The organism is Paraclostridium sp. (assembly GCF_051657365.1).
GTDB lineage: Bacteria > Bacillota > Clostridia > Peptostreptococcales > Peptostreptococcaceae > Paraclostridium.
Map to the genome: position 1 here is coordinate 37,080 of NZ_JBOFKN010000087.1, position 18,011 is coordinate 55,090.

Annotated in this window: 14 protein-coding genes; 13 read left to right on the forward strand and 1 reads right to left on the reverse strand. The window is 27.8% G+C overall.

Translation table 11 applies throughout. From position 1 onward, the window contains the following. Positions 1–167: 167 nt before the first annotated feature. From ACRCYC_RS06190 to grdF, 5 genes are all read left to right on the forward strand, one after another. A complete protein-coding gene (locus ACRCYC_RS06190; protein ID WP_438618238.1) occupies positions 168–1,547 on the forward strand; it encodes a sigma-54 interaction domain-containing protein in 1,380 nt (459 codons plus the stop codon). Between the two features lie 302 nt (positions 1,548–1,849). Beyond that, entirely contained in the window at positions 1,850–2,587 is a 738-nt protein-coding gene (locus ACRCYC_RS06195) for an isochorismatase family protein (RefSeq protein ID WP_438618239.1), read from the forward strand. 160 nt (positions 2,588–2,747) lie between these two features. Then, on the forward strand, positions 2,748–4,157 hold the full coding sequence (hydA, locus tag ACRCYC_RS06200; protein ID WP_438618240.1) for a dihydropyrimidinase: 1,410 nt from the start codon (positions 2,748–2,750) through the stop codon (positions 4,155–4,157). A 40-nt stretch (positions 4,158–4,197) separates the two neighbouring features. Then, the gene (gene grdG, locus ACRCYC_RS06205; RefSeq protein ID WP_438618241.1) at positions 4,198–5,484 is read left to right on the forward strand and encodes a sarcosine reductase complex component B subunit alpha; all 1,287 of its coding nucleotides are present in this window, start codon (positions 4,198–4,200) and stop codon (positions 5,482–5,484) included. Between the two features lie 24 nt (positions 5,485–5,508). Next, positions 5,509–6,822 carry a sarcosine reductase complex component B subunit beta gene (grdF, locus tag ACRCYC_RS06210; protein WP_438618242.1) on the forward strand — a complete coding sequence of 438 codons (1,314 nt, stop codon included), beginning with the start codon at positions 5,509–5,511 and terminating at the stop codon, positions 6,820–6,822. 410 nt (positions 6,823–7,232) lie between these two features. Here grdF and ACRCYC_RS06215 read toward each other — a convergent pair whose 3' ends face one another. After that, entirely contained in the window at positions 7,233–8,831 is a 1,599-nt protein-coding gene (locus ACRCYC_RS06215; RefSeq protein WP_438618243.1) for a peptide chain release factor 3, read from the reverse strand. A 311-nt stretch (positions 8,832–9,142) separates the two neighbouring features. On the opposite strand from ACRCYC_RS06215, the gene ACRCYC_RS06220 reads away from it, so the two are divergent. The 8 genes from ACRCYC_RS06220 (at position 9,143) to ACRCYC_RS06255 (ending at position 17,849) form a co-directional block, all read left to right on the forward strand. Then, a complete protein-coding gene (locus tag ACRCYC_RS06220) occupies positions 9,143–10,081 on the forward strand; it encodes a hypothetical protein (RefSeq protein WP_438618244.1) in 939 nt (312 codons plus the stop codon). A 236-nt stretch (positions 10,082–10,317) separates the two neighbouring features. After that, positions 10,318–10,737: a MarR family winged helix-turn-helix transcriptional regulator gene (locus tag ACRCYC_RS06225; protein ID WP_438618245.1), complete on the forward strand. Its 420-nt coding sequence runs from the start codon at positions 10,318–10,320 to the stop codon at positions 10,735–10,737. An 83-nt stretch (positions 10,738–10,820) separates the two neighbouring features. After that, positions 10,821–11,216, forward strand: coding sequence for an HsmA family protein (locus tag ACRCYC_RS06230; protein ID WP_438618246.1), 396 nt, complete (start codon positions 10,821–10,823; stop codon positions 11,214–11,216). Between the two features lie 139 nt (positions 11,217–11,355). Further along, positions 11,356–14,355 (forward strand): helicase C-terminal domain-containing protein, encoded by a 3,000-nt coding sequence (locus ACRCYC_RS06235; protein WP_438618247.1) that lies wholly within the window; start codon positions 11,356–11,358, stop codon positions 14,353–14,355. A 159-nt stretch (positions 14,356–14,514) separates the two neighbouring features. After that, positions 14,515–14,880 (forward strand): ArsR/SmtB family transcription factor, encoded by a 366-nt coding sequence (locus ACRCYC_RS06240; protein WP_438618248.1) that lies wholly within the window; start codon positions 14,515–14,517, stop codon positions 14,878–14,880. 2 nt (positions 14,881–14,882) lie between these two features. Further along, on the forward strand, positions 14,883–15,254 hold the full coding sequence (locus ACRCYC_RS06245) for a NifB/NifX family molybdenum-iron cluster-binding protein (protein ID WP_438618249.1): 372 nt from the start codon (positions 14,883–14,885) through the stop codon (positions 15,252–15,254). Between the two features lie 110 nt (positions 15,255–15,364). Continuing rightward, positions 15,365–17,074 (forward strand): ABC transporter ATP-binding protein, encoded by a 1,710-nt coding sequence (locus ACRCYC_RS06250; protein ID WP_438618250.1) that lies wholly within the window; start codon positions 15,365–15,367, stop codon positions 17,072–17,074. 157 nt (positions 17,075–17,231) lie between these two features. After that, positions 17,232–17,849 carry a DUF975 family protein gene (locus ACRCYC_RS06255; protein ID WP_438618251.1) on the forward strand — a complete coding sequence of 206 codons (618 nt, stop codon included), beginning with the start codon at positions 17,232–17,234 and terminating at the stop codon, positions 17,847–17,849. The last annotated feature ends 162 nt before the right edge of the window (positions 17,850–18,011 follow it).

The window sequence follows — 18,011 nt, forward strand, 5'->3', positions numbered from 1 at the left end:
ATCATACAATATATACGATGTAGTAGTAAGCTCTGTATACTGGAATATGGGTCCTTAAAATAATCTTGATTTAGACAATACATTCTATAACTAAAGGGGATGATAATTATTAATCGAATAAATTATAAAGTAGAAAATTAGTTATCATAAATAGAGGGGGAGTAATTTTGAATAGTAGCTTTTATAAGTATGCAATTGACTCATCTTATGATGGAATATTAATAACAGATGGAGAAGGAAATATAATATATGTAAATTCACAGTATGAAGATATAACAGGATTAAATAGAGAAGATATAATAAACAAAAATCTTAAAACACTTTTAAAAGATGGAACTATAAATAGAGCAATATCTCTAGAAGTATTAAACAATGGCAAAGCTATCTCTACAAAACATAAATACATAACAGGAAAGTCAGCAATAAGCTCTGCAAAACCTATATTTGACAATGATAAAAATATAATAGGTGTCATAAATAATACTAGAAATATAGAAAAACTTATAAAGTTAAGAGAAGAAATTAAAGAGCATAAAGCTAAAAAAGAAAAAGTCACTCAAGAGATTAATCACTTAAAAAACTTAATAAGTAAGAATGAAGAGTATATATTTGTAAGCAAAGCAATGAAAAATACTGAAAGTCTTGCATCTAGGGTAGCTATGTTTGACTCAACAGTTATGATATATGGTGAATCTGGTACAGGAAAAGAAGTATTAAGTAAATATATCCACAATCTAAGCTCAAGAAAAGATAATATATTTATAAAAGTAAACTGTGCAGCAATACCAAAAGAGCTATTTGAATCTGAGCTTTTCGGATATGAAAAGGGAGCTTTCACAGGTGCTTCTTCTAATGGGAAAATAGGATTTTTTGAACTTGCAAATGGAGGTACACTATTTCTTGATGAGATAGGGGAATTAGAACTATCAGTACAATCAAAGCTTCTTCGTGCTATTCAAGAAAAAGAGATCACTAGAGTAGGAGGTAAAAATCGTATAAAACTTGATATAAGAGTCATTGCAGCTACTAATAGAGATTTAGAACAAGAAGTAGCAAATAAAAAATTTAGACAAGACCTTTTTTTCAGACTAAATGTTTTTCCAGTAACAATACCTCCACTTAGAGAAAGGTATGAAGATATAGAAGTATTTATAAATTATTTTATCAAAAAACTTAACAACAAGTACAAAACAAATAAAGACATATCTAATGAAGCTATAGACTATCTTTTAAGATACGAATATCCTGGAAATGTTAGAGAACTAGAAAACTTAGTGGAATATCTATTTGTTTTAAGTGAGAAAACAATAGAAGTAGAAATGATACCAGGAAAAATTTTATCACAAATAATGATTTCTGATTATAAAAGTGATAGTAATCTTATTCAAAAAGAAAAGCTAAACTATCTTATCAACATATATGAAAAAACAATAATTGAAGATACAATAACAAAATACAATACCCTAGAAGAAGCTTCTAAGGTTTTAGGAATACACTATTCTACCTTATCACGCAAAATGAACAAGTATAAACTAAAATTTAAATAATATAAAAAATATTTAATAAAACTTACTATACATATTAAGAAATGAAGGATGATTCTACAAACTCTTTGCAAAAATGCAAGAAAAATTTTCTCTTTGCAGAAATGATAAAACCATTATTTTAACGGATTGAACATGTTACAATGTTATCTCTTTGCAAAAATGCAAAAGAAAAATTACTTTATAATATAAAAATGGCTATATAGCTTATTTTAAACTGTAAGTATACTTTGGCACGGACCTTGCTATATATTAAGGCAAAGGAAAAAATCCTTAAATAAAATAAATAGGGGGAAGATTATATTATGAAGAATAAAGACTTTAAATTTGTGGATAACTATATATTTGATGAGGCGTTATTAAAAAAGGCTTTTGATGAAGCTAGAGAAGTATATAAAGAAAGAGGATTCATGAGAAAAATGGGATATGGTAAAGCACCAGCTATAACAACTGTTGATATGGCTAAAGCTTGGATGAGTGAAGGTCACCCATTCACTTGTGACAAATCTGGTGAAGTTTGTGCAGAGGCACTTAAAGTATTAGAAGCAGGAAGAAAAGCTGGAGTACCAATATTCCACACGACTACTGGATACGTAGGAGATGCACAATGGGATTTACCAAGATGGGATGAAAAAATACCTATGAGTGCTCTTGATATAAATTCTGAGTGGATGGATATAGATCCTAAATTAAACCCACAGCCAGAGGAGCCAGTTATACATAAAAAATATGCATCTAACTTCTTTGGAACTCACTTAGCTCAAACTCTTAACTACCTAGGAGTTGACACACTAATAGTAATGGGAGCTACATCTTGTGCTTGTGTTAGACATACAGTAATGGACTCTACAGGATATGGATTCAAAACAATAGTACCAAGAGGAACAGTAGGAGATAGAGTTCCTGGTGTTGTTGAGTGGAACTTATTTGATATGGAAGCTAAATTCTGTGATGTAGTTTCAGTTGAAGAAGTTGTTGAGTACTTAGAAGGAATAGACTCAAGTGTATACACAAAACCATCTAGAAAAATGGATAACAAATAATCTATTTAATGTAAATGACATACAATTTACCAACTTAGGAGGCACAAAATAAAAAGTGCCTCCTTCTTTTGAAGTAAGTGAATTTAAAGCAACGGGATGAGAGCTTGCCGAATGGACGTTGGCGATATGAATGAAGTAAATTTTATAAGGAGGTATGTGAATGGGGATAATTATAAAAAATGGTACGATTATATCTGCTACTGATGAATATGTTTCAGACATACTTATAGAAGGTGAAAAGATAAAACAAATTGGTCCAAACTTATGTGTAGAGGGACATGAGGTAATTGATGCCTCTAATAAATATGTAATGCCAGGTGGAGTAGATGAACACGTTCATATGGGTTCTTTTAATACCCTTTCTTTCGAAACATCTCATGCTGCACTTGTTGGGGGAACAACTACTATAGTTGACTTTGCACCACAAATCAAGGGAAAAGGAATAATCGAATCTATAAAAATACAAGATAGTGAATTTGCAAAGGGAAAATCATCATCAGATTATTCATTCCATGGAATGGTTATGGATACAAGTGATAGTTTACTTGAAGAGATTCCTAAAATGGTAGATGAAGGAATTACAACACTTAAGTTTTTTATGGCGTATAAATACACTCCATTTATGGTACCAGATGATTTGATATTTAGAGGAATGCAAATAGCAAAAGATTACGGAATAACTATTATGGTTCATGCTGAAAATGGAGACATGGTTTATACTCTTCAAAATCAGTTATTAGCGCAGGGTAAAACAGAGCCAGTTTATCATGCATATTCAAGACCTCCTATTGTTGAAGATGAAGCTACTCAAAGGGCTATTTATCTTTCAGAACTTGCAGAATGTCCGTTATTTGTAGTTCATGTTTCATCAAAAGGTGCAATGGAACATATTAAAGTAGCTCATGAAAAAGGATTACCAGTATATGGTGAAACATGCACTCATTATCTTACATTAAATCAATCCTTCTTAGAAAAGCCTAACTTTGAAGGCGCTAAATACGTTTGCTCACCAGCTCTTAGAAAAGATGAACATCTTGATGCTATGTGGGACGCAATAAAAAATAATTATCTTGTTGCTGTAGGTTCAGATCATGCTGCCGTAGCAGGTGGATTTGAAAAGAAAAAAGATGGACTTAATAACTTTGCAAAAATTCCTAATGGTTGTCCTAGTGTTCAAGATAGAATGGTTATGCTTTGGACTCAAGGGGTTGAAAAAGGAAAAATATCTAGACAAAGATTTGTAGATATATTCTCAACTACACCTGCAAAAGTAGTGGGATTATATCCTCAAAAAGGAGCTATATTACCAGGATCGGATGCAGATATTGTAATATATGACCATAATTATAGAGGTGTTATTACACATAAAGATAGCTATGAAGGAACAGATTATGCTGCATTTGAAGGATTTGAGAGATACGGTATAGCTGATAAGGTATTTTTACGTGGTAGCCTTGTAGCTGAAAAAGGAAAATTTATAGGAGAATTAGGTAAAGGAAAATATATTAAACCAAAGCCATATGCACTATGTTATGACGGATTTAGAGAAGAATCATTAATGCCTAATTAGTATGAGTAAAGACACTTTATAAATAAAAGGAGGTATTTTAATGAAGTTGGAACTAGGTAAAATTTTCATAAAAGATTTGCAATTTGGAGATGAAACTAAAGTAGTAAAATCAACACTGTACGTAAATAAAGAAGATATAGAGAAAATAGTATTAGAAGATGAAAGATTAAAAGGGGTTAAAGTTGAACTAGCTAGACCGGGAGAATCAATAAGAATAGCTCCAGTAAAAGATGTTATAGAGCCTAGAGTTAAAGTAGATTCAGATAGTCAAATATTCCCAGGTGTTATAGGTAAAGTAAAAACAGTAGGGGAAGGAAGAACTCATGCACTAGTTGGAGCTTGTGTAGTTACTTGTGGGAGTATAGTAGGTTTCCAAGAAGGTGTAATCGATATGAGTGGACCTACTGCAAAGTATACACCATTTTCTCAAACAAACAATATTTGTGTAGTAGTAGAATCTAAGAAAAATTTAGAAACTCATAGCTATGAAGAAGCAGCAAGAATGGCAGGTCTTAAAGTTGCTACATATATAGGCCAGGCGGGTAAAGAAGTAGAGCCGGATGAAGTAGTAACTTACGAAACAAAGCCATTATTAAAACAAGTAAAAGAATATGAAAATCTTCCAAAAGTAGCTTATGTTCATATGTTACAATCTCAAGGGTTATTGCATGATACTTACTACTATGGGGTAGATGCTAAAGAAATGGTTCCTACATTTATGTATCCAACAGAAATAATGGATGGAGCTATAATATCAGGAAACTGTGTTGCGCCGTGCGATAAGGTAACTACTTTCCATCATTTAAATAATCCAGTAATAGAAGACTTATATAAGAGACATGGAAAAGATTTAAACTTTGTAGGAGTAATATTAACTAATGAAAATGTGTTCTTAATTGATAAAGAAAGAAGTTCTGACATGGTTGCAAAATTAACTGAATTCTTAGGGGTAGATGGAATAATTATAACAGAAGAAGGATACGGTAACCCAGATACAGATCTAATGATGAACTGCAAAAAGTGCACTAATGCAGGGGCAGATGTTGTATTAATAACCGATGAGTTCCCTGGAAAAGATGGTAAGAGCCAGTCAGTAGCTGATGCAACTAAAGAAGCTGATGCATTGGTATCTTGTGGCCAAGGTAATTTAGTGGTACATTTCCCAGCTATGGATAAAATAATAGGGACGCTAGAGTATGTAGAGATGATGATAGGTGGATATAAAGGTTGTATAGAGGAAGATGGAAGTATGTATGCAGAGCTACAAATAATAATAGCTTCTACTATAGCAAATGGATACAACCACCTAACAGCTAGATACTATTAATATTAAAAATAGGGGGGGATTTTTATGAGTAAAATAAGAGTAGTTCATTATATAAACAATTTCTTTGCAGGAATTGGAGGAGAAGAAAAAGCAGACATAAAACCTGAAAAAAGAGCTGGAATAGTAGGACCAGGATTAGCCCTTCAAAAATGTGTAGGTGATGAAGCAGAAATAGTATCAACAGTAATCTGTGGAGATTCATATTTTGGAGAAAATATAGATAAAGCTTGTGAAGAATTACTAGAAATGATAAAAGAAGAAAAGCCAGATTTATTTGTAGCAGGACCGGCTTTTAATGCAGGAAGATACGGAGTTGCTTGTGGTACTATTTGTAAAAAAGTTGAAGAAGAATTGAATATACCAGTAGTTACAGGCATGTATATTGAAAATCCAGGGGCTGATATGTTTAAGTTAGACTTATATATAGTATCGACTGGAAACTCAGCAGCAGATTTAAGGAAATCAGTTCCTAAGATGGCAAATATAGGTCTAAAACTAGCAAAATGTGAAGAAGTAGGACCACCTGAAGTTGAAGGATATATGCAAAGAGGAATAAGAATCAACTACTTCCATAAATTAAGAGGATCTGAAAGAGCAGTAGAAATGCTAGTTAAGAAAATGAATAAGAAAGAATACACAACAGAGTATCCAATGCCAGTATTTGACAGAGTAGCGCCTGCTAAAGCAATTGCTGATATATCAAAAGTTAAGGTTGCAGTAGTTACATCAGGAGGAATAGTTCCAGTAGATAATCCAGATAGAATAGAATCTTCAAGTGCTACAAAGTATGGAATATATGACTTAACAGGAATAGACTCTATGTCAAAAGATGATTTCACAACAATACATGGGGGATATGATAGAGCTTATGTCCTAGAAAACCCTAACTTAGTAGTTCCGCTTGATGTTTTAAGAGAGTTAGAAAAAGAAAACGTAATAGGGGAACTAGCTAATTATTTTGTAACAACAACAGGTACAGGAACAAGTGTTGGTAATGCTAAAGGATTTGGAGAAGAGGTTGCTAAAAAATTAGTAGCAGATGGGGTTGAAGCTGTTATACTTACTTCTACATGAGGTACTTGTACACGTTGCGGTGCAACGATTGTAAAAGAAGTAGAAAGAGTAGGTATTGCGGTTGTTCATATATGCACGGTGGTTCCGATATCTTTAACAATAGGCGCAAATAGAATAGTGCCAGCAGTAGGTATACCATATCCTTTAGGAGACCCAACTTTAAATGATGTTGATAGTAAGAAGATAAGACGAAATTTAGTGTTTAGAGGATTAAAAGCACTTCAAACAGAAATTGATAGTCAAACTGTATTTGAGGGTTTGTAAAATAAAGTGTGTATTCTTTCAAAAAATAGTGATAATTAAGATATTAAATATCATTAACAAAAGGAAGGTACACACTTTTCATGTTAAATAAAAGTGAAATTTTAAGAAGGTTAATTGAGGAATATGATGTAAAAACAACAAAAGATTAGAAGTTGTAACCATATACTAGCTTATCTTAGTATTTATTTTGAAGATAGAATATCGGTATTAAGATTCTAGTTATATATTAAATTTTTAAAAAATGTTATTTTTTATTAAGCGAGTATTCTTTTTGCAAAAATGGAAAATTTAACTAAAAAGGCTATGATTTTATAGTCATAGCCTTTTAAAAATATCTTAAATTACATCATTAAATTTAAAATTTATTTGAAGAATACACAATCACATTTCCAGAATCTAAAATTTCTTTTTTATAAAGAAGTTTCTTTTAAGACTATACCTTCGTTTCTTTCAATTATATGTCTGATAGACCATTCATTTTGGAATAACAATACTGGATTTTCATTTTTATCTTCAACTAGTATTGTATCCATTGGCATTGAAAGTTTATCTGATTTAAAAGTATCAGCATCAATCCAACGTATATGGCGATAAGATAGTGTATTCATTAGCATATCAACACCGTATTCTTGTTTTAATCGATATTCTAAAACTTCAAATTGAAGAACTCCAACTACGCCTATAATAAGTTCTTCCATACCAAAATTAGGTTGTTTAAATATCTGTATAGCACCTTCTTCTGATAATTGAGTAAGACCCTTTACGAACTGTTTTCTTTTAAGAGCATTTTTTGTAGATACTCTTGCAAAATATTCAGGAGCAAACTGTGGGATACCAGTATATTGTAAGTTTGATTGTTTTTCACTTAATGTATCACCGATATTAAATATTCCTGGATCATGGATTCCTATAATATCCCCAGGGTAAGCTGAATCAATTATAACACGGTCTTGAGCCACAAACTGTTGAGGTTGAGAAAGTTTAACTTTTTTGTTTCTTTGTACATGAGTTACTGTCATACCTTTTTCAAATTTACCAGAACAAATTCGAAGGAATGCAATTCTATCTCTATGAGATTTATCCATATTAGCTTGAATTTTAAATATAAACCCTGAGAAATTATTAGAATTAGGGTCAATATCACCTAAATTACTGCTACGAGGATTTGGTGGAGGTGTTATTTCTAGGAATGATTCTAAAAATGGCTCTACACCAAAGTTAGTAAGGGCACTTCCGAAAAATACAGGTGTCAATTCGCCATTTAATATTGTATCTAAATCAAAATTATCTCCAGCAATATCTAAAAGTTCAATATCCTCTAGTAGTTTTTCGTGAAGAGCATCACCTAGTAAAGTATTGAATTTTTCATCAGATATATCTCCAGTTGTAGACTTAGCAATAGATTGTCCATGGTTACCATCATCAAATAGTTCAACTTGATTTTTATGACGGTTAAATATACCTTTGAACTCTTTGCCAGAACCAATTGGCCAGTTTACAGGACAAGAGCGAATACCTAAAACATTTTCAATATCTTCAAGTAGTTCAAATGGATCTTTTCCTTGACGGTCCATTTTATTGATAAAAGTAAAAATTGGTATTCCTCTCATTTTACAAACTTGGAATAATTTCTTCGTCTGATCCTCAACACCTTTAGCAGAGTCAATAACCATTACTGCACTGTCTGCAGCCATAAGAGTTCTATAAGTATCCTCACTGAAATCTTGATGGCCTGGAGTATCAAGTATGTTTATGCAAAAGTTATTATATTCAAATTGAAGAACACTTGATGCAACAGATATACCTCTTTGTTTTTCAATTTCCATCCAGTCAGATACTGCATGTTTTTGAGATCTTCTTGATTTAACTGAGCCTGCTTCACGAATAGCACCACCATATAATAGAAACTTTTCAGTTAAAGTAGTTTTTCCTGCATCGGGATGGGAAATGATTGCGAAGGTTCTTCTTCTTTTAACTTCATCAATCAAGTGTAAATTTTGTTCTGTCATATTTTATCATCCTTTATTTTAATTTTATGATTATCCAAATATAAAAAATTATATTTATTAACAGTTTTAAAATGAACATAATTTTCTATATACTATAAAAACTATAATCTTACTGATATTATAACTTTATTCTAAAACTGTCAATATATAAACTAACTAAATTATAGCAAGAAGGTAGATGGTATAGAGGCGAGATATAGTTTTTTGAATAATATAGAGGTATAGGATTTACATTTGTATGAGATGAAAGAATCTACAAAAGAATCTTTTATAGATACGTATATGTGATATAATAAAAAAATTAGAAATATATGAACAATAGTAAAAAGTTTAAAGAATATTTAATAAATAAAAATTTAGAAGGATTAAAAAGTATAAATAAGGGTGAATTACATAATCATGGTGGTTTAGGTATGAAATTTGAAAAAATACATAAATATACTAATGGAAAAATAAAAAAACCCTCTGAGAATATGAATGGTATAAAAGGTTTAGATGATTTTATTTTTAATGAGTATATAACTCATATAAAAACTAAAGATGATTTTTTATGGACTATAGAGGAAACTGTAAAAAGTGCAATTGATGATGGAGTAGGTGTGTTAGAAGCAAGCATAGACTGCCATGATTTTTTAAGGTTTGAAGATAAATCTGAGTTTTTTGATAGTATAGAAAAAATAGTTAAAAAACATAAAAGTCAAATAGAATTTAGGCCTGAGATAGGTATAGCAAAAAGTATAACTAATGAAAATTTGGAAAATATTATACCTATACTTATAGATAGTAATATTTTTAAATCAATTGATTTGTATGGAGATGAAGCCTTAGTAGGATTTGAAAGATATAGAAATTGTTATAAGTACGCAAAGAGTAAAGGATTAAAGTTAAAAGCTCATGCAGGAGAATTTTTAGGAGCAGAAAATATTAGAGATGCTATACAAACTTTAAATATAGATGAGATACAACATGGTTTCAGAGCGATAGAAAATGAATATGTATTAGAAATGATAAAAGATAGAGATATAAGACTTAATCTTTGTCCAAGTAGTAATATTTATTTAAAAGCAATAGATGATATAAAAAATCATCCTATAAAAAGATTATTTGATAAGGACATTAATATAAGTATAAATACTGATGATTTGATTGTTTTCAATTCAAGTGTTAGTGAAGAATATTTAATGCTTTATACTAATGATATTTTTAATGAAGAGGAGTTAGATATTATTAGAGTAAGATCTCTTGAATAAAAAATAGCATGGATATGTATCTATGCTATCTTTTATGTAATAAAATATTTTTTTAAAAAAACCTAAATCTATTATATCTATAAAAGATCTACGTATATCATTTGATAAACTAATTACATCTTTGAAATAAGCTCTAGTATATAGAGTTTTGCTATTAGATATGCTGATTTTGGTTTTAGGCTATGATTATACATGGTAAAATTAATTTATAAGAATATAAAATCTAGGAGGTAATTATGAAAGACTCATTTAAAATACTAATGTTAATAAGAGAGATATATTCAAAATCTATGAACAAAATGGAAAATAGTATAGGAGATTGTGGACTTACGCATCAACAAATAATGGTGCTTAAAGTTGTTGCTCATAAAAAAGAAATTAATATAGGTCAATTATGCGAAAATATGCATTTATCAAAGGGAACTGTATCTGGGATAGTAAATAGACTTGAGCAAGCTGGATATATAAAAAAAATAAAATATGATAATGATAAAAGGAACACCTATATACAATTTTCAGAAAAAGGTATAGAGTTCTCAAAAAATTTTAGAATAAAAAAAGAAGAGATATTTGATGCTGTATTTGAAGATTTAACTGAAGAAGAAATAAATGATATAATAAAAACTCTAAATTTACTAAAAAATAAAATTAAATAATTGTTTGACAAAATATAATTGAGGGTATATGATAATTAAAATAAAATAGTTTGCATGCAAACTAAATAAGGGGAGGAAATTATATGAGTTTTAAATTGATATTAGCTATATTAGCTATAACACTAGCTTTGGTATTTTATACAATTGGAGTATTTAGTGAAAGAAAGGCTAAGGAATTAAAGAAAAAACATGTAATAATATTTTATATAGGATTAATTTGTGATACTACAGGTACTATTCTTATGAGTCAGATAGCAAAAACAGGTACTATAAGTATTTCAACAACTGCTCAGATGATACATGGAATAACAGGTACAGCTGCTATCGTATTAATGCTATTTCATGCGTTATGGGCTACATGGGTACTTTACAAAGATGATAAACAAAAACAAAAAGTATTTCATAAATTTAGTATATTCGTATGGTGTATATGGTTAATACCGTATGTAATCGGAGCTGTAATAGGAATGATGCACTAGTTATTTAACTTTATATATAAAAAATCCACTTTAATTTTCAAAGTGGATTTTTTATGTAAAATATAATAATAAATTTGAAAGTTTTGTTTAATTTATATAAAGTGGTATAATTATTGTACTAAAAAATAGGAGGATAAAAATGCAGAGTATACTAAAAAACGTAATATATTTAAATATAGTAACTAGTGGACTAAATCCAAACTCCTCTGAAATAATAGAAATAGCAGCTATAAAGATAACTGATGAAAAAACATATAAATTTAATACATTAATAAAGCCGTTTGAAGAAATTTCTGCAAGTATATTTGGACATTGTAAAAATTTAAAGCAAAAAGATTTAGATAAATCACTGACAATATATCAAGTTAAAAATAAACTATTAGAGTTTATAGGTGAGATGCCTATTATTTGTCATGACTTAAAATTTCAAAAAAATTTTTTAGATAAATATATATATACTGATAGAAAGTGTACAAATGAATTATTAGACTCAATGCAATTAGCTATGATTCTAGAACCATATCACAAGGATTATGGGTTGAATTATCTATTAGACAATATTACTAACTCGAAAAAAGTCAAACAAAATAGAGCACTCCATGACGTTGTTTTAAATATAAATGTCGTAAATTCATTGCTTATAAGATTATTTAAAAGTGAAGAAACTAGATTAGATAAATTATATTTTAATTTAGATCAGTATTTTCAATTTGCAAATTTACCTAATTGGGAGTGGAGTAAATACTTAAAAGAGGTTGATAATAAATCTGAATATGAAGCATTTGTAGTTTATGATAAAAAAAACACTAAAACTAATAACCAGCATGGTGTTGATTTAGTTAAATATAAAAATTCATATGAAGAGTTATTGAAAATAAGTAGAATATGGTCTACATCTAAAGATTTTAGCTATATATTTAGACCTAAGCAATATGAATTTACACAATTTATAAAAGAAGTTTTTCAAAGTAATAAGGAAATACCTAAAATCGGATGTATAGAGGCTCCGACTGGAATAGGAAAAAGTGTTGGGTATTTAATACCTGCTATTATGGAGTCGTTTTATAATGATAAAAAAATAGTAATATCTACAGATACTAAAAACCTACAAATGCAGCTTATAAATAAAGATATACCAACAGTGTTAAAATCTTTGAATTTAGATGGCAAGATAAACTATGGATGTATGAAGGGAAAAAATAATTACTTATGTAATAGAAGGTTAGAAGAGTATAAGAAAGCTATTATTTTTAAAAGTAAGAATGAATTATTACAATTTTTGTATATAGAAAGATTAATTCAAAATGGAGAGCATGGAGATATAGAAGAAATATGCTGTAGTGTGAAAGACGTTTTTAAAGATATAGATGACTTAATAATAAATATAAGATGTGAATCTGACATATGTTATCCAGAAAAATGTATAGAGCGATGTTTTTATAAAAATAGGATAAAAGAGCTTAAGAAAGAACATATAACAGTAATTAATCATTCTTTACTAGCAAAATGGCCATATAAAGAACAAAAACAATTAGATTATTTAATTGTAGATGAAGGACACAACTTAATGGAAAAAAGTTATGATTTCTTTACATTAGAGAGTAACAGTATTATGATTGAAAGATTACTAGATGATTTATATCCACATAGTGATATAAAACATAAAAATGTGAGTATGATGGATAAATTTTATATAAGTATTGCAGGGAAATTACAGATAGATGCAAATATAAGAAAAAAACTTCAAGAGAAAATAATATTGGCTAAAGAAAGCATACATAATATATTGAATGGATGTTGTAAATCTCTTAAAAAAGACTTATATAATCATTCCTGGGAAATAAATAGACAAGAAGCTCCACTTAGCAATATGGCATATAATAATAAAATTGATATTAAACTATATATAAGAAAAGAACTAAAAAATACAATAATATATTTAAAGGATGTACTAACAAGCTTAAATTATATAATAGATCAATGTGAAAAAGAAGGAGAAGATGATACTTATTTATTCAATAGTATAAATGCAAAAGCTATAGATATAGAAAGTATAATTACTACAATAGAAAATTTTAATGAAGAAAATTTATATAATTATTGTAGAATCATAGATATAGATTTTGAATATAGATATTTTAACATAAGGGTGATACCTATTGATGTATCTGAAATGTTTGAAAGTATGTTTTTAAGTACTGTAAATACTGTAGTATTCTTATCGGCAACACTTAACATAAACAATAGTATGAATAACTTTAAAAATATGTTAGGTCTGAATAAACATGCAACTAAAGATAAAACAATAGAATCTATATATGATTATCAAGGAAAAACTAAAATATTAGCTATGGATAATTTTCCTAAATATAATGCTTTAAATAATGAGTTTATAAATCAAACTGTAGATCTAATAGAGAACGTATGTATCAATAGTAATGGACATGTATTAGCTTTATTTACTAGTAAAAATAGATTGGAAAAAGTATATGAAAAACTTGTTCATAAATTAAATATTCATAATATAGAACTTCATAAAAACAAAAAATCTGTCAACTACCTAAGGGATTTAAGCAAAAAATGTGTTGTGTTAGCATCAAAGAGTTGTTTTGAAGGAGTAGATATACAAGGAGAAGGATTAACATGTGTTATACTAGATAAACTTCCAAATAAAAGTATAGATGATCCACTATATTCGTCTATAAGAAGTTTTAAAAGAATGACTTATGAAGATGTTAATTATCCTCAATTAAGTATAAAAGCTAAACAAGCATATGGAAGATTGATAAGGAGTAAATATGACTATGGGTATTTTATTATACTGGATATAGGTAATAATAATTCTACTATAAATAAACTTAATAAAGATTTACATGATTGTATAATACAAAGAGTAGACAAAAAATATTTAATAGAAAATATGTCTAAAGATTTTAAGCTTTGGAAAATGAGTACTTTTAAAGAAATATTAAGTGACATAAAATGTGATATATATAGTCCAATGAAAATCATGTACAGAGAAAATAAAGAAATAGATAAAATTAATTATATAAATGAAGAAGTAGCAAAAAGGAATATTTCACTATTTATTAAAGACATAGATATTGAAAATAAAAAAATAAAAATTTCATATAAATGATTTTAAAAAGGATCTATGTTTTATTTGAAATAAATTAATTTAAATAAAATATAGATCCTTTTTAGTTGTTAATTATTTTTATTGAAAAATTATAGTTGAAAAAAATAATTAAGAGTATTATAATTTAGTTAAGTGATTACTTAAATAAAAGAGGTGAGCATGAATAAATTAACTAAAATATTTAAAGCATTGAGTGATGAAACTAGATTGAAGGTTTTATTATTAGTTTCAAAAAGAGATATATGTCAAAAAGGTATATCTAAGTATTTAGGGATAACTGACTCGTCAGTTTCACAACATATAAAAGTTTTGAAAGAGGCTGATATAATTACTGGATATAAAGAAGGATATTATGTGTTTTATCATATAAATGAAAATATATTTGATGAATGCATAGCTTTCTTTAATTCAATAGGAAATATTAGCAATAATATTCTAGAAAATTCAAATATTGATTTAAATAGCACTGATTGTACAAAGAATTGTAAATCAATTAAGAAGTGCTGTAAAAGAAGGGAGATTTAATTATGAAAATTTGTGTACCTGTAGAATTAAATGAAGGTTTAGAAAGCAAGCCATTTGGACATTTTGGTTCAGCACCGATGTTTTTAGTTTATGATTTAGAAAATAAAGAATTATCTAAAATAGACAATGGTGATTTAGAACATGAACATGGTAAGTGTCAACCTATAAAAGCATTACTGGGGAATGTAGTAGATGCAGTCATAGTAGGAGGAATAGGGCAAGGAGCAATTGTTAAATTAAATTCTATGGGAATTAAAGTGTATAAAGCTAATGCAGATACAGTAGGTGAAAATATAAATTTATTTAAAGAAAATAAATTAAATGAGTTTCCAAGTAACCATACATGTTCGCATGATGGATGCGGGCATCACTAAAATTTAAATAACAAATTTATTAACATTTAAATAGGAAAAGTGTGCACTTTATAAAGTACACACTTTTCTTATTTAAACTATAATATATGTAATTATTAGGAGAAATAAAAATGAGAATGCTTTTTAAATATGCACTAGAGTATAAAGGACAATTTTTTACTAGAGTAATAACCATATCATTAGTAGCATTAACTAGTATATGCTTTGATTTTATGATGGGTTTTATTGTAGATATATTTGCAGGTGGTCAAGTTGATAAATTTATACCTATTGTTGTATCAACCGTTATTTTAATATTCATAATGTTTTTAACAGAGTATCTAGATGGTATAATTATGTCAAAATATATAAAAAATACAGTTAATTATTTGAGATGTGATATATTTTCAAAACTAATAAATAAAGATATTAAAGATTTTTCATTAGATAATAGTGGCAAATACATATCTATTCTTTATAATGATGTAAAATTGATAGAAGACAGCTTCTTTAACAATATATTTTTAGTTATATCATCGTTATTATCATTTGTGATTTCTTTATGTGCCCTTTTTTATATTAGTCCATATATAGTTATATTTATAGCCGTATTTGGTATTTTAGGATTTATTATACCAAATAAACTTTCAAAAAAATTGGTTTTACAAAAAAATGAATACTCCGAAAGCTTAGAAGATATAACTTCTATAACTAAAGATTTATTCTCAGGATTTGAAGTTATAAAAGGATTTAATATAACTAAAAAGATAAATTCTTTATTTAAAGAAAGTTCATTGAATGTGGAAAATGAAAAAAGACAATGTTCTATATTAGAGGCTATTATAAAAGGTTTTTCATTATCATTTAGTGTAACTATTTATCTTGGAGTACTAATTTTAGGTGGATATTTAATGTATAAAGAAAGTATATCGGTTGGAACTGCAATTATAATTATACAGTTAAGTACACATATAGTAGGGCCTGTAAAAACTAGCATATCTTTAATAAATCAAATTAAATCGGTATCTTTAATTGCAGATAAAATAGAAAACATACTAGATGTATCAAATGAAAATTTAGAAGTGAAAAATTTAGATGATTTTAAAAAATGTATAGAAGTTAAAGGTGTTAAATTTTCATATACAGAAGATAGAAAAGCATTAAATGATATAAACTTAGTATTTGAAAAAAATAAAAAATATGCAATAGTGGGTGAAAGTGGTTGCGGTAAGAGTACTTTAATAAAATTAATAATGAGATATTATAATGACTATGAGGGAACTATAACCATAGATGATAAAGATTTAAAAAGTATATACAGTATGGATTTATATAAAATTATTTCGATGATACAACAAAATGTATTTATGTTTGACGATTCTATAAAAGAAAATATAAGGCTTTTTTCTAATCATAGTGATGAAGATGTCATTAAGAGTTGTGAAAGAGCGGGGATAATAGGCTTAATTAATACACTTGATAAGGGCATTAATTCATTAGTAGGAGAAAATGGAAATAGATTATCTGGAGGAGAAAAGCAAAGAATTGCAATTGCAAGAGCTTTAATAAATAATACTAAAGTACTTATATTAGATGAATCAACATCGGCCCTAGATAATGAAACAGCTTATAATTTAGAAAAATCATTATTACAACTAGAAGATTTAACTATGATAGTGGTTACGCACAAACTTATAAAAAATATACTAATTGATTATGATGAAATTATAGTGATGAAAGATGGCTATGTAATAGAAAAAGGTAGTTTTGATGAACTAATAAATTTAAAAGGGTATTTTTATAGTTTATACTATATACAAAGTGATGAAGTTATTTTATAGAAATTATGAAATAAGTTAACTCATATACAAGTATGTTAAAATATATTGAATTAGCTAAAGAAAAAAATTGCAATTTATATAAAAATTTATTATATTGTTTGAAAATATTCTTTTATTGGTATAGATATAATATAAAAATTAAATATGGAGGCTTTATATGTTTTCAAGATCAGAATTAAAAAGTGGAGCAAAAGACCAATTAAAAGGAAAATGGCTTTTAGCAATTTTAGTATTTATTTGTTATTCAGCGATATTACAGCTAGTAAATGTAGAGTTAACAAACTCTACAGAAGGTTCAATGTTTGGAATGTCTTTAAATATAATCGGGTTTTTAGTTTATGGTTCTATGCAAGTTGGAATGTCTAGATTTACGCTTAAATTAGCTCGTAAAGATCAAACTACACAGTTTAATGATTTGTTTTCAGGATTTGATGTTTTTATAAAAGCATTAGTTATGAATCTTATATTAGGTGTATGTGTTTCTATAGGTATGATATTATTTATAATACCTGGTGTTATTATAGGATTAATGTTCTCGCAAGCAAATTATATATTAGCAGAAAACCCTGAAAAATCAGCTATAGAATGTTTAAAAGAAAGTAGTAGAATGATGAAAGGATACAAATTTAATTTCTTTGTACTTCAATTAAGTTTTATAGGATGGTTAATATTAGCTACATTAACATTTGGGATAGGTTTATTATGGTATGTTCCATATTACCAAATGACAATGACTAATTTCTATTTGAAAATAAAAGAAAACTATTTAGGATAGATAATAAAGTAGGCTATTATAAAAATAGCCTACTTTATTATATTGTAATAATTTTAAATTAATGGTATATTTTAAGTAAAAAACTAAAATAAAAGAGGATTTTGTATGTATTTACCAAATAAAATCACAGGTGTATTTGCTAAAATAGATAAATCTTATGAA